Source organism: Paenibacillus sp. YSY-4.3 (assembly GCF_054767475.1).
On sequence record NZ_BAABMC010000002.1, the window covers coordinates 57,068 to 72,730 of the forward strand.

Genomic DNA, 15,663 nt, shown 5'->3' on the forward strand with positions numbered 1-15,663 from the left:
TCATCTGTGTTTGGCTATACTTTATTATACATTCCTAAAGGAGGAAAGCAACTTAAAGTGTGGCGATTCCTCAGTTCCTCCCTTGCGAAGAGCTTGTATCGACCGGAAAAACGGAAATGAATGTCGTGCCGAGTCCTTCCCTTGACCGAACGGTGATTTTACCGCCATGACGTTCCATAATGCTGAGGCATAACGGTAGACCCAATCCGGTCCCTTTTTCCTTTGTCGTGTAAAAAGGGGCAAACAGCTTCTGCTGCTGCGCGGGAGAAATCCCTGCCCCGATATCCGCAATATACAGCTTGACGCCATCCTCGTCCAAACGCGTGCTTACCGTCAGAAGTCCCTTTTCCCCCATCGCTTCCATGCCGTTTCGGGCCAAATTGAGGATTAGCTGCTTGATTTCCTTCGTATTCAGGTAGAGCATGGGGACGCGCTCATCCAATTTGACCTCGATGCTCTGCCCGCGCAAATTAGCATCGGCCCATAGCAGCGGTTTCAACTCTTCGATGATGTGATGCAGGCTGCATAGCTCCTTCGTCACAATCCGGTTTTGCGCCAACGCCAGAAAATCATTGATAATGCCGTTCGCCCGGTCAAGCTCCTCCATTACGATCCGATAATAATGATCCAGATCATTCGCGCTCTTCTCGCGCATCAGTTGCAGGAAGCCTCTGACCACCGCCATCGGATTGCGTATTTCATGGGTGATTCCGGCCGCCATTTGACCGACAAGACTTAGCCGTTCCACATGGATCAGCTCCATCCGCAGCGTCTCGAGTTCGGTAATATCCTGTACGATGACCACAACGCCAATCACTTCGCTGGTGCAGCCTTCAATAATCGGCGAGGTACTCGTAAAGAATACTTTCTCTTCTTTTTGCAGCAGCTCCGTCGTCTTGGCACCCTCCCCCAGTGTCTTCTCGACCCGCGAAGCGATCAGGGCTATATCGAATCCGCCGCATTCCCCGACGAGCTTTCTGCCGATTAAATCTTCCCTAGTCGCGGAAGGATATTCATTCCGGTATAATTGAAGAAATGTGTCGTTAACTGAGACAAGGCAGCCCTGCCGATCGATCAAAATGATATTTAACGGAGCGGCATCCATGATTTGCTGCAGTTTGTCCGCTTCTCCGATATATTTCATCGATAGCTCCGCCACCTGTCCGCGCAACTGCTCCATCTCGGTTGCACCCTCCACGTAATAGCTGAACAAGCCGCCCGCGATGGCTGCAGCAGCCAAATGGAGAATAACAGCAAGAATGAGGTCGGGAACATGAGTCTGTTGAATGCTGCCGGACAATAACGGAGAGACCATAGCCGCCATTTGAGCCGCAGCGAACCATAGAAACAGGGCTACCGCCTTGTCACGACGCTGCATGCCTTTAAACCGCCTGGACAATATCAAGATGAAGGGATACAGCACCAGCCCCGTTTCCAACAACAAGCCCGTAAAATCGTAATTGACGGCATAGAGCGGAAACAGGGCTACCCGGAAGACGGCTGCGGCGATCCCCGCACGCAGTCCGCCGTATAACAATAGTGCAAACAAAGGCAGGCTCCCGAATTCCATCGGAATAACATGATCATAAGGACTGGAGAACAGGGCGCAAAGCAGCATGCTGGCAGTGCAAAGAACCGCTAGCATCATAGAACGGATCGTCTCCGGGGCAAAGCTGGCGAACCGCCGCCCGGAATTGCTCCCTTTCCCGTATAGCAACGGAAACAGGAATGCTGGCAAACCGGCAATCAGAACTTGCATCACAATCTCTTTTACTGCATCCAAGTTCTCCCTCCTCAGGCGGAAGAATACTATACTAAATTCGATTAAAGCACAGCCGACAAAGTTTTACAATATTTCATGTTTAATGAAATTGATTTCTGCGTTTTTATCCGAAAAAGAGTCTAAAAAGTACAAATGAAAGGAACATCCTATGAACAATTATGATGTAATCGTGATAGGAGGAGGTCCTTCTGGACTGATGGCCTCCATCGCCGCAGCGGAGCAAGGCGCGGCTGTAGCGCTCCTGGACAAAGGGGACAAGCTTGGGCGCAAGCTGGGGATATCCGGGGGAGGACGCTGCAACGTAACGAATGCAAAGGAAATCGACGAGCTGATTACCTATATTCCGGGAGGAGGGCGCTTTCTGCACAGCGCCTTCTCCCTGTTCAGCAATCGCGATATTATTACTTTTTTCGAGGGGCTTGGTATTCCGCTTAAGGAAGAGGATAACGGAAGAATGTTCCCCGTGTCCGACAAAGCCAAAACCGTGGTCAACGCTCTGATCGGCAAAGCCAAATCGCTGGGCGTTGCCCTGCTCGTACACCATCCGGTTCAGGAAATTATTTATACGGACGGCCACGTAGAAGGCGTGAAGCTGAGCTCCGGGAAAATAATCAAAGCCCCGGCCGTCGTCGTAGCTACCGGCGGCAAGTCGGTACCGCATACTGGATCGACCGGGGATGGCTATCCATGGGCCGAGGCGGCAGGACATACAATTACGGAGCTGTATCCGACCGAAACACCGATCGTATCCAAAGAGCCGTTCATTACGAACCGGGAGCTCCAAGGGCTCTCGCTGCGGGATGTAAAGCTGTCGCTCATCGATCCGAAGGGCAAGATCGTCATCGCTCACCAGGGAGATATGATTTTCACCCATTTCGGCTTGTCCGGACCGATTGCCCTGCGCTGTAGCGGTTTTATCCGGGGCGTCAAGAAGAAGCACAACGTGTCCCAGGTCACGATGTCCATCGATCTGTTTCCAGGCAAGAAAATAGGAAGTCTGGAGCAGGATATGCGCCAGCTGGCCGCAGCCGAGCCAAAAAAGGCGCTCAAAAACGTTTTTAAAGGCACCATTCCCGAGCGAATGCTTCCCTTGCTCTTTGAACGAGCCGACCTTTCTGGAGAGACGACCTATGAGCATTTGCCGAAGGAAGCATGGCTAGCCTGGATTCAGCAGCTCAAAAATTTCACCCTTCAGGTGAGCGGAACCCGCCCGTTCGAGGAAGCCTTCGTGACAGGCGGCGGCGTGCAGCTGAAAGAGATCAATCCCAAGACGATGGGTTCCAAGGTCATGCCTGGCCTGTACTTCTGCGGAGAGATACTGGATGTGCATGGTTATACTGGCGGATACAACATCACTGCCGCCTTCGCCACCGGCTATACCGCGGGCCATCATGCAGGGAAAAGGGAGTGAGCCTCGGCTCACTCCCTTTTTTTACGTCCCAACGTCATCTTATATATCCAGGGGATCAACGCTATGAAGGTTCCAGCAGGAACAGCCAGGACTAGGCCCCAAATACCGCCAAACAGGGAGACGCCTAGGGCTGCGCTGATAAAGATGATACCAGGCAGCAATAGAAGCCGATTCGTGGGCATAGACGAACGCAGCTTCAGCTCTGGCCTTACCGGCAGCATGGCCATGAGCTCCCTTTCCATAAATAACTTCCGGTACCCGTTTACCCAGTAATACAGCAAAGCGATCAGCAAGGTAAATACCACGGCATTGACCGGAAATGGCGGAACGATCACCGCAGCCATTCCGAGGCCTGTATACTGGGCATACAACGCAAGCTCGCTTCCGCGAAAAAACGACTTCATTGTTACCACAGCAACCCTGTCTTCGGGAAGACGGGATTTCAGCACGGGATTGGAACGGCGGAACAACCAAGGCCGAGCTCTTGCCTTTCTGGGGCGGCTCACGGCTCCGGAAAGAATTATCGCCGTCAGCCTCGTTTTCTCGTATTCCTCCATACGTATCTCCGCTTCAAATTTTCGATCGATTCGTATTCTGAAACGGATCAGCCAGGCAGCCAGCGCAAGGAGTGCCAGACTTAAAATGAATGAGGCCAGCGAGCTCTGTCTCAGCATGAACGCCCCCGGAATAAATGCGGCTCCCAAAACAGCCACAAGCAGCAACTCCAGCAGCGTCCTTCTCCACCCGGCAGTTAAAATGCCTATCAAATTGCTGCCTAACATTGCAACCGCCTTAACAGCCGAGCCCATGAAAAATAAGAGCATTATTTCGATTCCATCAAATGCAAATACGCGGATCAGCACGGGCAAGAGAATAAGAACGGCCAGCCCCAATATTAACCATTGTGCTAAAAGGCTTGCCAAAATACCTCGAAAGATAATTCCCTGCCTCCACTCCTTACTCTGCCTCAGAAACAATACGTCAGCGGCAGACTGATAAGTCATTAGGCCTCCCCCGGCATAAATAACAATGTATAGCAATACCGGGATAACCGCATACGGCAGCTGCAGCAGCCAATCCGGCAGCTCCTCCTGCCATAAGCTATAGCTGCTCCGCCCAAAAATCAACAGAGCCGGAATCACGATATAGAACAAAACCGCCGAATCAACTACGGAACGAACGACGCCATACTGTTCGCGAAGATAGTCTTTCCAACGCCGTACGAAGTGTCCGTGGATTTGGCTTCGAAGCCCGTCTCGACCAGACATATATTGCTTCCCCCCTTCCTGCATATTATTCAGCAAGCATATCAAAGCACTCAAACAGCGGTGCATTAGGAAGGCCCGCAGTAAGGCGGATCTCATCGAGCGTTCCCCGGGCAGCGGTTCTTCCCTGTGAGATCATAATAAAATCATCGCAAATCCGCTCCGCCGTATCGAGCACATGCGTTGACATGAGAATTCCAGCCCCCCGCTGCCGCTCTTCCTCCAGCAGCCCCAGAAAGTCCTTAATCGCTCTCGGATCAAGACCAATAAACGGCTCATCCACAATATAAATGTCAGGGCGGTTCAAAAAACCGATCATCAGCATCATTTTTTGCCTCATGCCCTTAGAGAACCCGGCAGGCAAATGATGCCGCACATCAGCCATCCTAAATTTCTGCAGCAGCCGCTCGCCTTCCGTCTCCCACTCGTGCTGCTCCAGTCCGTAAACGGCGGCCGCCAAGTCAAGATGCTCCCACAAGGTTAGATTTTCATAAAATACCGGATGCTCCGGAATATATGCATATTGCCCGCTGCCGGACACGAACCGGACAGAAGCCTCCGCATAAGGAATAAGCCCCAATATCGTCTTCAGTATCGTGCTCTTGCCCGCTCCGTTCGCTCCGATTAATCCCGTCAGCTTACCGGGACGAATCGCCAGAGATATGTCATGGATTTTCGGATCCCCAAGCTCATAACCCGCTTGGCTGATATCGGCTTCAAGCAATGTTTTCATTCAACCTCATCCCTTTCAGTGATCCGTTTATTTAGCAATATATACGTATAAGGACAGATTGCGTCCCGAATATTGGATAAGGCATGAACTTTTCCGTTTTTTTAACGAATCTCATGATCACTATTTGTTTAGAATTACCCCCTGCCAAAGTGTAACGATTCCAGGTAACGTTATTTCAGACTTTATTGCTCCAAACAGAAGATAACCCGTAAATAGCGTGGCTGAGACTCGTTAGATGTAAAATATCCGCAAATAGGTACAAATAACGTTGGTGAGATTCGTTAGACTCAAACCAGCAATCGGCTTATGAACAAGGACAGATTGCGTCCCGAATTTTGGATAAAGCATGAACTTTTCATTTTTTATTCAAGTTTTAAATATGAAAACCGTAAATTGTGATAAATTATATTTTTTAAAAAATTGCAGTCCCCTAACATGATAAGTGTGAAGCAAACGCGAAGTGATCTACTTTCTATGGCTTTATGAAAATATAGATTAAGGCGGGATGATGATGTTGAAGACCGAGGAGCGCGGAACTGATTTATCACTGCACTTATACCGGGTATTTGCCAAGTCTTTCAAAAGTGTTAATGAACATGCCGTAACGGGAAGCAAAATTCAAGGCTTCAATCCGACAGCCTTTGCCGTGTTGGAGGTACTCTATTACAAAGGGCCTCAACCCATTCAGCAAATCGGGGCCAAGCTGCCGCTTCAGAGCGGCAACGTCACTTATGTCATCGACAAACTGGAGGCGGCAGGGTACTTGCAGCGGCAGCCTTGTCCGCGGGATCGGCGGGTCATATTTGCCGAGCTGACTCCGAAGGGAAATGAGCTGATGAACAAGCTGTATCCGGAATTTTCGGAACGGATCGATTATGCCCTGAGCGGTCTGGATCAAGATGAGAAGCAGCTTATGATCACGCTGCTGAAGAAGATGGGCCGAGAGGCCGAGAAGCTCGCGCCTCTTGCACGTAAATAGTTGAGCTGCGCTTAGTTCGAGCGCAAATAGTTGGCGCCGCGCTAGATTCAAACGCAAAAAGGCTGCATCCTTCCGCTGGGCGGGGAGCAGCCTTTTTTGTATTCTGCAGCATTCGTTCCTATTATGGATTGGTGATGCGATGAAGCGCCTGTGCGCACTCATGAATATGCCGAACGTAATCCTCCGTCAGATTCTGGACCTGCTCGGATTGCTCATTCACCGTCCAGTCCTCCCGCTCCACATCTACCAGTTCCACCTTCACTTCCCGCCGATCCATGTAAGTACATTGAAAGTCAAAGGAATAATCCTGACGCCCCTCCGCATTGATATGTATCCGCAAACGGTAAGGGTCGACAAGATCAGCCTGGACGATGGTTGTATCACCCGGATTCAGATAATCCGGCAATTGCTGCTGCCAGGCCTCGACTAAAGTTCCTTGATCGACGTGCCAATCCTCATTCATCCTAACACCTCCCCTTTCCTGTTAAGGTGTGTCAGATGGTACCTATTTTATGCATGGTCCTCTTCGGCGGCTTGGGGCGCGCTGTTTCTCAGGCCAAATACCGAGATCACCCCGGCAACCGCCAGCACAGCCATGACGATGAACAGCGTGTGCAGGCTGTTTTGCAGCACATGCTTGAGCTCGCTCCACAGCTCCGGTGACAGCGCATGGACTTTATCTGGAGACAGCAGGTTGTTGATGTCATCCTGGGATACCTCAAGTCCGGACGATGTTCCAGCCGAAGTCTGGGCCACGATTCGCAAGTTGATCAGCGTGCCGAACACAGCAACCCCGATCGTCTGCCCGATCGATTTCGTAAACGTGTTAAGGGCGTTTGACGCTCCCCTTAAGCTATAGCCGACCGATGACTGGGCAATGATCGTATATACCGTAAAGGATAAGCCAAAGCCGACGCCGTACATCGCGTTGAATAACAGCAGCAGGTAAAGCGGCGTATTCTCGGTCATAAACGCGATTCCCGCCGCCCCGATGGCAATCATCACCATGCCGATCAAAGAAGTGTAGCGAGAGCCTCTGCTGATAATCCAGCGTGCGCCATATACGGAGCCAAACAGCCAGCCAATCGACATTGGCGCCAGAATGAGCCCGGACATCGTGGCATTCTTCCCTAGCACTCCCTGGATCCAGAGGGGCAGGTAGGAGGTCAGGCCGATCAGCAGGGCGCTCCCTACGAGACTCGCAATATTTGAGTAAGCGATGTCTTTGACTTTAAACAGCTTCAGCGGCACAAGGGGCTCTTCCGCACGGTTCTCCACGATCAGAAATAGAGTAAGTGAGATAACGGCGACCGCCAAAATAGCCAATAACCATGGGGACGTCCAGGCAAACTGCTGCCCGCCCGTAGCGAGTCCGAACAAGAGCGCTGTGACCCCTACCGTAAAGGTTATCGCTCCGCTTATATCGATTTTAACCTTGCGCTTCTCGATGTTCTCATGCAAAAACTTCATTATAAATACCAACGATAAGAGACCGAATGGAACATTAAAACCAAATACCCACCGCCAGTTGAAGGAATCGACGACATACCCGCCTAGCAGCGGTCCGACGAGCGAGGAGATTCCCCACACCGAGCTGATCAAGGCCTGTACCTTTGCTCTTTCCTCAATCGAATAAATATCGCCGATAATCGTAAACGTGACCGGAATCAGCGCGCCTGCTCCGATCCCCTGCAACGCACGGAATATGATCAGTTGTTCCATGCTTTGCGAGAGCCCGGATAGCAATGATCCCGCCAAAAACAGTAAAGACCCGATAATAAAAACGGGCTTTCTGCCATAAAGATCACTCATTTTGCCAAAAATCGGGGTCGTGACGGCCATCGTCAGCAGATAGGCAGTAAACACCCAGCTGAGGAGGGCCACCCCGCCCAAATCGCCGACAATCCTCGGGCCCGCTGGTCCGATAACGGTGCCTTCGATGGCCGCAAGGAACGTAGACAGCATTAGGCCGCCTAATATATAGTTTCGTTTCAATGGCTTGTTCAAAGAGATGACTTCCTTTCGAGCGAAAGTATGTAAGTTAATAGTATAAAGGAAGCCCCAATAAAATGGAAGAAGCAGGCTACAGCTGCAGCCTGCCCCGGTCCATCGTCCAGATCGATAGATTCTCACCCGCAAAGCATTCGGGCTCATGGGTGATGATGATCACGGACGCTCCTTCTTCTACTGCACGGCGGCACAACGCAGCGAGGGCCCTCGCTCCCCCGTAATCCGCTCCGGCGGTAGGTTCATCCAATATATACAGCTTCCTCCGCTGCATCATCGCAGCAGCCGCGCTGAGCAAGCGCTTCTCCCCGCCGCTGAGCAGATAAGGAGAATCCTCAGCACGCCCGGCAAGCCCAATCGCCTGCAGAAGCTCCTGGGCTCGTTCGGCGACAGGCTGCGGCAACGCCTCCCCCCGCTTCAAGCCGAGCTGAAATCGCGCGCCGTACAACAGCTCCTCCGTCACCGTAGCGGCCACGAATTGGTGCTCTGGCTGCTGAAAGACATATCCGATATCTGCGGCGAGATCATACAGCTTCAGCTTCGCAGCGTCCTTCCCTCTCCACCATATCGTTCCGCGTGGAGGAGACAGCAGCCCCATGAGCAGCCGGGACAATGTCGTCTTGCCTGAACCGTTGTCCCCGCAGAGCAAGCGCCACTCCCCGGCGTCCAGCGTCAGGTTCACATCCTGCAGCACCGCCGGGCTAGCCTTGCCATAGGCAAAGGACAGCCCTTGGATCTGAAGCAGCGGCACACTCGCTGATTCGCGCTGGCGGCTGCGGCCCGCAGCTTCTTGGTTTATGGAGCTGGGCGCCGCCGTTAATGGCAGCTCTTCTGATTGAGGCAGCGCCCCTGGCTCAACAGAAACCTCCTGCGGCAACACGCCAAGTTCGGCCAAGCGCGTACGCTGCATGCGGAGCAGCTCTGAAGTCGGCCCGTCCAGCACGACTTTGCCGCCGCCCATTACAATAAGCCGCGGCGCCGCCTGCGCCAGCTCGTCAAGCCGGCCGGACACCGTAACGATCGTCCGGCCTTCCCCGTGCAGCTGGCGCAGCAGAGCCAGAAACCGCCGCCGCGATTTCGCGTCCAGACTCGCCACCGGCTCGTCGAACACGAGCACTGGCGGCGCCAGCGCCAGCACGGCCGCGATGGCCGTCCGCTGCCGCTGCCCGCCAGACAGCGCATGAACGCTGTCATGGCGGCGTTTGGCGAGATCCACCGCGGCAAGCGCGTCCGTGACCCGCTCATCGACCTGGGCCACGTCCAGGCGCAGGTTCTCGGGACCGAAGGCTACCTCGTCCTCCACCCGGCCCTGCACCAGCTGGGCATCAGGGTCCTGGAACACGATCCCGATGCGCTCCACCACCTCGGCAATAGCCGCTTCGGCTGGATCAAGCCCGTCCACAAGCAGAACACCCTCGCGAAAGCCCCCGCCCGCCCGCGGTAAGTAGCCGCTGAGCAGTTGAGCGATCGTCGATTTCCCGCTCCCGCTGTGGCCGGTGATCGCAATCCACTCCCCGGTGTGTACAGCCAAAGTAACATTCTCTACCGCCGGCTTCTCGTCATCAGCCTCATAGCGAAAGGTTACGCTCTGCAGTTCCAATGCCGCTGTCTCCATCGCTGCCCCCAATTCCAATTCCAATTCCAATTCCATCATCCCTTGCTGCTAACAGCAAATCGCCGGAGTAATCCGCTTCGAGCCAAGGCGTCTCCCAGCAGCTTCGTCAGCAAGCCGCACAGCACCACGCCGCTAATCGTCCGGACAACAAGGGCGATCAGCAGAATATTTATTCCCCACTTCATGTATCCGTACATTTGTGCGGCGACAAAAAACCAGATCGGCACCATCGCTCCTCCGGCCAGCAGCATCACCGGCCAGCCCCAATTGCGGTATTTGAAAATAGCGAAAATGAGCTCCGCAATAATCATGTAGCAAGCTGCTGCCGCAAAACACGAAACGATCCCATAGGCGGTTCCCATAAAGGATTGGACAACCGCACCGATGCTGTATGTAATGACCGCAGTTCCCGGTTTACGGATAATATAATAAGCAAGAAGACCATAAATCATATATAACCCGGTTATCGTGGAGGTTAGCACCGGCCCCCCGATACTATTCAGCGCCTGATTGACGGGAGACAAATATACCGTCATTACCGCATTCGCCGCGGCCAGCATCGCCATCAGCACGATATCCATCGTCGTAAAAGCGGCGAAGACTGTTCTTGCTGCGTTTCCTTTGTTCACTGTTAATCTTCCTCTCATTCTCGATTGTTAACCACATACATGAATTTAGGTTAACAATTACAATTCGTCAAGACTTTTTTTTAAACCAGCATGAGAATCACCAGGGCTGCGACGCTGGCTGCGGAAACGGCATAACCGCTGACCCCCATCCTCACCTCGCGAAGATAAGTGCGATTCCCGTAGGCTCCGAATCCCTTGGCATCCATTGCACCGGCGGTCTGTTGCACACGGCGGATCGCCCCGGCAAAAATCGAGAACAATTGGCTGCGCCACATTTGCACGCGTTCTGCTACACCGCGAGGGGCTCGACCGCCGCGAATCCGGCGTGCGGCACTTGAAATTTTGGCCTCGGCTTCCAGCATAGGCAGAAACGTGAGCGCCATCGATACGCCAAACAGGAAGCGGTAAGGCAGCTTCAGGCGCTGAGCCATAATGACGATAAAGTCCTTTGCATCTGTGGATTCTATATAAATGAGCGATGAGAGAAACAAGACCATCATCCGCAGCGTAACCGCCGCTCCATACAGTACCCCGCCTTCCGTAACCGGAAGCGGCCCCAGGCTGAAGTAAGCCTGTCCTTCCGCTGCAGATATCGAAGTCAGAATAAACAGCGGCAGTCCAAAGCCTGCGATAAATAAAGCCCGCCGCCCAAGCCGCGCTGCATTCATACCCGCTCCGGCTACAGCCGCCGCAAGGACAAACAACAGCATCACAGCCTGCGGAAGCGGCTGGTCGATGCTCATTGCCAGAATAGCCAGGCAGAACAAGGCGACCAGCTTGCTAAGCGGATCAAGCCGCTGCAATGGGAATTTGTTGTTTCTGTCTTGCTGCATCACCATGCTTTTCCTCCCGAATAATATTCCTGCCTAAGCAAGGAAAACATCAACAAATCGACGAAGCCCTCCTCCGTCTTCTGATACTGCCGAAGCAGCCCTTCCTCAGCGAAGCCAAAAGCTTGCAGCAGCCTTCTGGAAGCGGCATTGCGCGGGTCCACCAGCGCTTCGATCCTATTCAGCCCTATCGTCTGATAGCCGTAAGGCAGCAGCATGCGCATTGCCTCCGACATATAACCGAATCCCCAATATTCACTGCCGAGGTCATATCCGATTTCCCCGCGATAAGCCCCTGACAGCTCCCACACGTTGAAGCCGCAGCTGCCGATCAATTGCCCTTCTTCCTTCAACTCGATCCCCCAGCGCAAGGTGTCTTCGCTTTCCGACAGCCCGTTTAGCAGTTGAATCATTTCCAGAGTATCCTCCACCGAAGCAAACGGCGGAATATTCATGTATTTAACGACCTCAGGATCGCTCCAGAAGAGGAACATCCGCTCTGCGTCCGACCGCTCCATTCTTCTCAGGCGCAGCCTCTCGCTTTCAATGACAGGGATATGCCCCCCGCATCTGTACATTCATACCACTCCTTTCGTAACCCGTATATAGCTAATCACAAACATGGATGGCGAGTCAAAGATATTTTACTACTCTCTTTGTGTAAAATATTTCGAGCTTCTTCGATTTTCTTGTCCTCGTTTCGGTGATACTATAGTGACAAAGAGACAAAACCGGAAGGAATATAGGAGGATACCTGCACATGGTTTACACCGTATTAGTCGCTATCATACTGGTAGTTATACTGGCTGCCAGTCTCTTGACGCGTTTTGGCTTTCGCCAAATTACGCAGATGAAATTGCAGACATACGAGAGTATATTCAATTACCTGGAGAAAACAGGAATTTATTCGCGGGAGCGGTTCGAGGCACTTGCCAAAAAGGAAGTGAAGGTCACCTCGCAAGACGGACTCTCCTTGAGCGGCTACGTTCTAGACACCGATCCTGATTCGAACAAATGGGTTATTATCGTGCACGGCTATACCGTATCTTCGCATGTATCTGCACAGTACGTGGACATGTTCCAGCAGGAAGGCTTCAACGTTCTGCTCATCGACCAGCGTCGCCACGGCAACAGCGAGGGAGAATACACGACCTATGGCTATCACGAAAAATACGATGTGCAAACTTGGGTCAACTGGCTGCTCGATCATTACGGCAGCGATATTACGATTGGCCTGCACGGCCAATCCTTCGGCGGGGGAACAGTTCTGGAATATCTGTCCATCGCACATCCGAATGTCAGATTCGTGATCGCGGATTGCCCTTACTCCGATTTAACGGAGCTGATGCGGTATCAGTTGCGCGTGCTAAACAAAATCCCCGCCTTCCCGCTCCTCTCCCTGATTGACAGGCAGCTGGAACGGAAGGCGGGGTTTAGATTAAAACAGGTAAGTCCGCTTAAAGCGGTTAGACAAAGCTCTCTACCCGTTATGTTTGTTCATGGTACGGAAGACCGTTATGTACCTACCCACATGAGCAAAGATCTCTATGAACATAAGCCGGAGCCCAAAAGATTGCTGCTCGTGGACGGAGCAGTACATGCGGACGCCTACAGCGTCGATCCGAAACGGTACTCGGAGGAAGTGCACTCCTTTATCTGCGAAGCGCTAGCTACTTCAGCCGCAAAATCTTGTTTGCCAAGCATTTGATTCTGAGCTTGTACAATATATTTATCGAGACGCTGGCTTAATTCCAGCACCGTCTCACTGCTAAAGTTGCTATTTCCAGCAGCATTCATTAGCTCCGCGCGCAGATTCTCGATGGTGTCCATCAGTTCCCCGCTGACTTTGGGGCGATTGGTGGTCCGGCCCATGCTCTTCAGTGCCTTGTAAGCCATAAGTTCACCTTCTCTCTACTGGTCTACATCATCATAACCCGTGATGACAAAAAACATATATTGAAAAATAGAAAAATATTAACATTATTTGTCGATCTTTAGGAGATGAAGAAGGCCAGGGGACGATCGTCCCCTGGCCTTTCAAATTCAACTCCCGGTTCGTTATATTGTTAATCATCCTCCGGCCTGCGAACAATCTCCAGCCCCTCCACATGCCGCTTCCGCATCAGTTTGCTTTTCTTCCTATTCTCCTTCGTCTCAAAAATGATATCCATATTGTAATCTTCCGGATACAGCTCCTCCTTCTTGATATACGGCTTCAAGCGCTTCCTGTTCACTTTGCACTTCTGCTTTTGGATCATGACGCCGACCTGGCCACGGTTATCCTCTGCCGCGTAGACGATGCCGATTTTGCCATAGGAGGTGACCCATACTGCATCTCCAACTTCAAACACGGGGTGTAGAGGCTTTTTAGCAGCGGCTTCATCTGGGACGGGTGCAATTACGCTGCTATTTTCTTCAGTACACCGGGCATCTGTCACAGGATGATTAACTTCAGGTTCAGGGTACGTGTACCTGCCCTCAAAGCGATCTGCCCCTGTTTCGGATTGCTTTTCATCTTCCTGCTGCTCCGCCATTTCCCTTGCGCGCTCAATAATCTCCGGACATATCCCGAGCTTACTGGCGATTTCGATCGCATAGCTTTGGCCGGCCTGACCGATCGTCAGGCGGTACAGCGGCATCAGCGTCTCCGGGTCAAACTCCATGCGCGCATTCTGGAAACCTTCCCTATGCGCAGCAAACGTCTTGAGCTCATTAAAATGAGTCGTAACCATAACCGTCGCTCCCTTGCGGCTAAGCTCCTCAAGAATCGCCGTGGATAAGGCTATGCCTTCCCCGGGATCGGTTCCCGCGGCCAGTTCATCGATCAGCAGCAGCGCGTCCGGGCCCGCTTCTTGAATCATATGGACCAGACTGCGGATTTGTGCGGAGAAGGTGCTTAAGGACTGCTCCAGATTTTGGCCGTCGCCGATCACGGCCATAATGCGGTTGTAAATGGCAAAGCTGCTGCCGGAATCAACGGGGACAAGCAGGCCCGATTGCACCATTAGAGTGAGCAGTCCGACGGTTTTCAGCACGACGGTTTTGCCGCCCGTGTTTGGACCGGTAATAATAAGCGTCCTGTAAGCAGAGCCGATTTCCAGGTTCAGCGGTACCATCGTTTTGAGCAGATGCGGATGCCGCGCTCCGGTAATTCTGCTAGTGCCGTTTTCGCTAATCCGAACCGCCGCTCCCCCGATGGCGACTGCATATTTCGCCTTGGCGAATATGAAGTCGTACGTGCCCGTGATCTCAATATTTTGCGACAGCTCGTGCGCCTCCTTCTCTACCAGCTCCGTCAAATATCCCAGTATTTTGGCTTCCTCGCGCGCCTCATCTCCTGCCAGCACCTCCAGCTCGGCCTGCAGCGACGCAACTTCATCCGGCTCCACAAACACCGTCTGTCCGCTCGTAGACTGATCCAGCGTCCTTCCCTTGACCTGCTTGTAATAATCCTTCTTTACGGGAATTACGTATCTTCCGCCCCGCATGCTCACCAGATTTTCTTGCAAAATGGATGCATGCCTAGACATGACCGCCTGCAGCTTTTTCTGGATTTTCTCTTTTAACATCGCCATCTTCCGGCGGATTCGCTCCAGATCGCGGCTCGCCCCATCCAAAATGGCGCCATGGCGGATGCAGCGCAGTATTTCCTGCTGAAGCTGCGCCAGTTCATATAGTGAAGCGGCATATAAGCCGATCCGCGGCGCGAGCGTTCCTTTGGACGCCATGTACTTCTTTAGCTGGCCGCAGCTGTATAGAAACGTCTGGATCGCGGTAAAATCCTTCTCCGTAAACAGATATCCCGTACCAATCAAGGACATGACCGTATCAATACCCTCCAGCGAAGGCAGTGGAACGCTAGCCCCCGTCAAGAGCAGCCCCTTGGCCTCCGCCGTCTCCTCGATCGCCTGCTCGATTTGCGCTCTCCGTTCCATCGGTACCAGCTTTTGAATGCGTAACCGCCCTTCATAGGAGACCGCATAGCTCGCCAGCTCCTCCTTAATGCTTCCGTATTCCAGCATGCCGAATGTAAATTGTTCCATCATTGTGTACAACCTCCGTTTCTTCGGGTTCATTTTTTGCACAACAAAAAAAGGGCGTAAGAATGCACATAGCGCATCCTTAGCCCTTGATTCCTCGCCGCCTATACCTTCCGAAAACAAAAAAACCGCGCTGAACTACAGCACGGGATTCATCCTTCGGTGGATACAAACAGCAAAAAGGCGCCGTATGATGTCCTGCGTGTTCTTAACTAAATTCGCAGACTGTAATTCGGGTACACGAAACCTGGCGCACGTTGCGACAGCAACGGCACTTCTCCCGTTCGGATTACAGTCCATATGGAATTCACTAGTTAAGAACGGCCACCAACATCAAAATCTCTCCTTTTGCGAGGTTAAGTCTAATTTAA

The 15,663-nt window shown here is 52.4% G+C and carries 14 protein-coding genes; 3 read left to right on the plus strand and 11 right to left on the minus strand.

Annotation, left to right across the window (positions count from 1 at the left end; translation table 11 throughout):
• Positions 1-70 precede the first annotated feature (70 nt).
• Positions 71-1,783: an ATP-binding protein gene (locus ACYUJT_RS07130; RefSeq protein WP_460319947.1), complete on the minus strand. Its 1,713-nt coding sequence runs from the start codon at positions 1,781-1,783 to the stop codon at positions 71-73.
• A gap of 148 nt (positions 1,784-1,931) precedes the next feature.
• Here ACYUJT_RS07130 and ACYUJT_RS07135 point away from each other — a divergent pair, with 148 nt between their 5' ends.
• On the plus strand, positions 1,932-3,194 hold the full coding sequence (locus ACYUJT_RS07135; protein ID WP_460319949.1) for a BaiN/RdsA family NAD(P)/FAD-dependent oxidoreductase: 1,263 nt from the start codon (positions 1,932-1,934) through the stop codon (positions 3,192-3,194).
• A gap of 8 nt (positions 3,195-3,202) precedes the next feature.
• On the opposite strand, the gene ACYUJT_RS07140 is transcribed toward ACYUJT_RS07135, so the two are convergent.
• Positions 3,203-4,462 carry an ABC transporter permease gene (locus ACYUJT_RS07140; protein ID WP_460319952.1) on the minus strand — a complete coding sequence of 420 codons (1,260 nt, stop codon included), beginning with the start codon at positions 4,460-4,462 and terminating at the stop codon, positions 3,203-3,205.
• Positions 4,463-4,487: 25 nt separating this feature from the next.
• Complete coding sequence (locus tag ACYUJT_RS07145; protein ID WP_460319954.1) at positions 4,488-5,192, minus strand: ABC transporter ATP-binding protein; 705 nt, start codon at positions 5,190-5,192, stop codon at positions 4,488-4,490.
• Positions 5,193-5,703: 511 nt separating this feature from the next.
• Here ACYUJT_RS07145 and ACYUJT_RS07150 point away from each other — a divergent pair.
• Positions 5,704-6,171, plus strand: a complete 468-nt coding sequence (locus tag ACYUJT_RS07150; RefSeq protein WP_460321545.1) for a MarR family winged helix-turn-helix transcriptional regulator — start codon at positions 5,704-5,706, stop codon at positions 6,169-6,171.
• A gap of 121 nt (positions 6,172-6,292) precedes the next feature.
• On the opposite strand, the gene ACYUJT_RS07155 is transcribed toward ACYUJT_RS07150, so the two are convergent.
• The 6 genes from ACYUJT_RS07155 to ACYUJT_RS07180 all read right to left on the minus strand — a co-directional run bounded on the left by ACYUJT_RS07155 (position 6,293) and on the right by ACYUJT_RS07180 (position 11,830).
• Positions 6,293-6,634, minus strand: coding sequence for a hypothetical protein (locus tag ACYUJT_RS07155; RefSeq protein WP_460319956.1), 342 nt, complete (start codon positions 6,632-6,634; stop codon positions 6,293-6,295).
• A gap of 47 nt (positions 6,635-6,681) precedes the next feature.
• Complete coding sequence (locus ACYUJT_RS07160; protein WP_460321548.1) at positions 6,682-8,136, minus strand: MDR family MFS transporter; 1,455 nt, start codon at positions 8,134-8,136, stop codon at positions 6,682-6,684.
• A gap of 118 nt (positions 8,137-8,254) precedes the next feature.
• A complete protein-coding gene (locus ACYUJT_RS07165) occupies positions 8,255-9,832 on the minus strand; it encodes an ABC transporter ATP-binding protein (RefSeq protein ID WP_460319958.1) in 1,578 nt (525 codons plus the stop codon).
• Positions 9,829-10,374 carry an ECF transporter S component gene (locus tag ACYUJT_RS07170; RefSeq protein ID WP_460321551.1) on the minus strand — a complete coding sequence of 182 codons (546 nt, stop codon included), beginning with the start codon at positions 10,372-10,374 and terminating at the stop codon, positions 9,829-9,831. The genes ACYUJT_RS07165 and ACYUJT_RS07170 overlap by 4 nt, the downstream gene beginning before the upstream one ends.
• A gap of 128 nt (positions 10,375-10,502) precedes the next feature.
• A complete protein-coding gene (locus ACYUJT_RS07175; RefSeq protein ID WP_460319960.1) occupies positions 10,503-11,261 on the minus strand; it encodes an energy-coupling factor transporter transmembrane component T family protein in 759 nt (252 codons plus the stop codon).
• Entirely contained in the window at positions 11,255-11,830 is a 576-nt protein-coding gene (locus ACYUJT_RS07180) for a GNAT family N-acetyltransferase (protein ID WP_460319962.1), read from the minus strand. The genes ACYUJT_RS07175 and ACYUJT_RS07180 overlap by 7 nt, the downstream gene beginning before the upstream one ends.
• Positions 11,831-12,012: 182 nt before the next feature.
• On the opposite strand from ACYUJT_RS07180, the gene ACYUJT_RS07185 reads away from it, so the two are divergent.
• Positions 12,013-12,960, plus strand: coding sequence for an alpha/beta hydrolase (locus tag ACYUJT_RS07185; RefSeq protein WP_460319964.1), 948 nt, complete (start codon positions 12,013-12,015; stop codon positions 12,958-12,960).
• Here the strand turns inward: ACYUJT_RS07185 and ACYUJT_RS07190 are convergent.
• On the minus strand, positions 12,861-13,148 hold the full coding sequence (locus tag ACYUJT_RS07190) for an aspartyl-phosphate phosphatase Spo0E family protein (RefSeq protein ID WP_460319966.1): 288 nt from the start codon (positions 13,146-13,148) through the stop codon (positions 12,861-12,863). The two genes, ACYUJT_RS07185 and ACYUJT_RS07190, sit on opposite strands and share 100 nt — an antisense overlap.
• 170 nt (positions 13,149-13,318) lie before the next feature.
• On the minus strand, positions 13,319-15,295 hold the full coding sequence (locus ACYUJT_RS07195) for an endonuclease MutS2 (protein ID WP_460321557.1): 1,977 nt from the start codon (positions 15,293-15,295) through the stop codon (positions 13,319-13,321).
• Between the last annotated feature and the right edge of the window lie 368 nt (positions 15,296-15,663).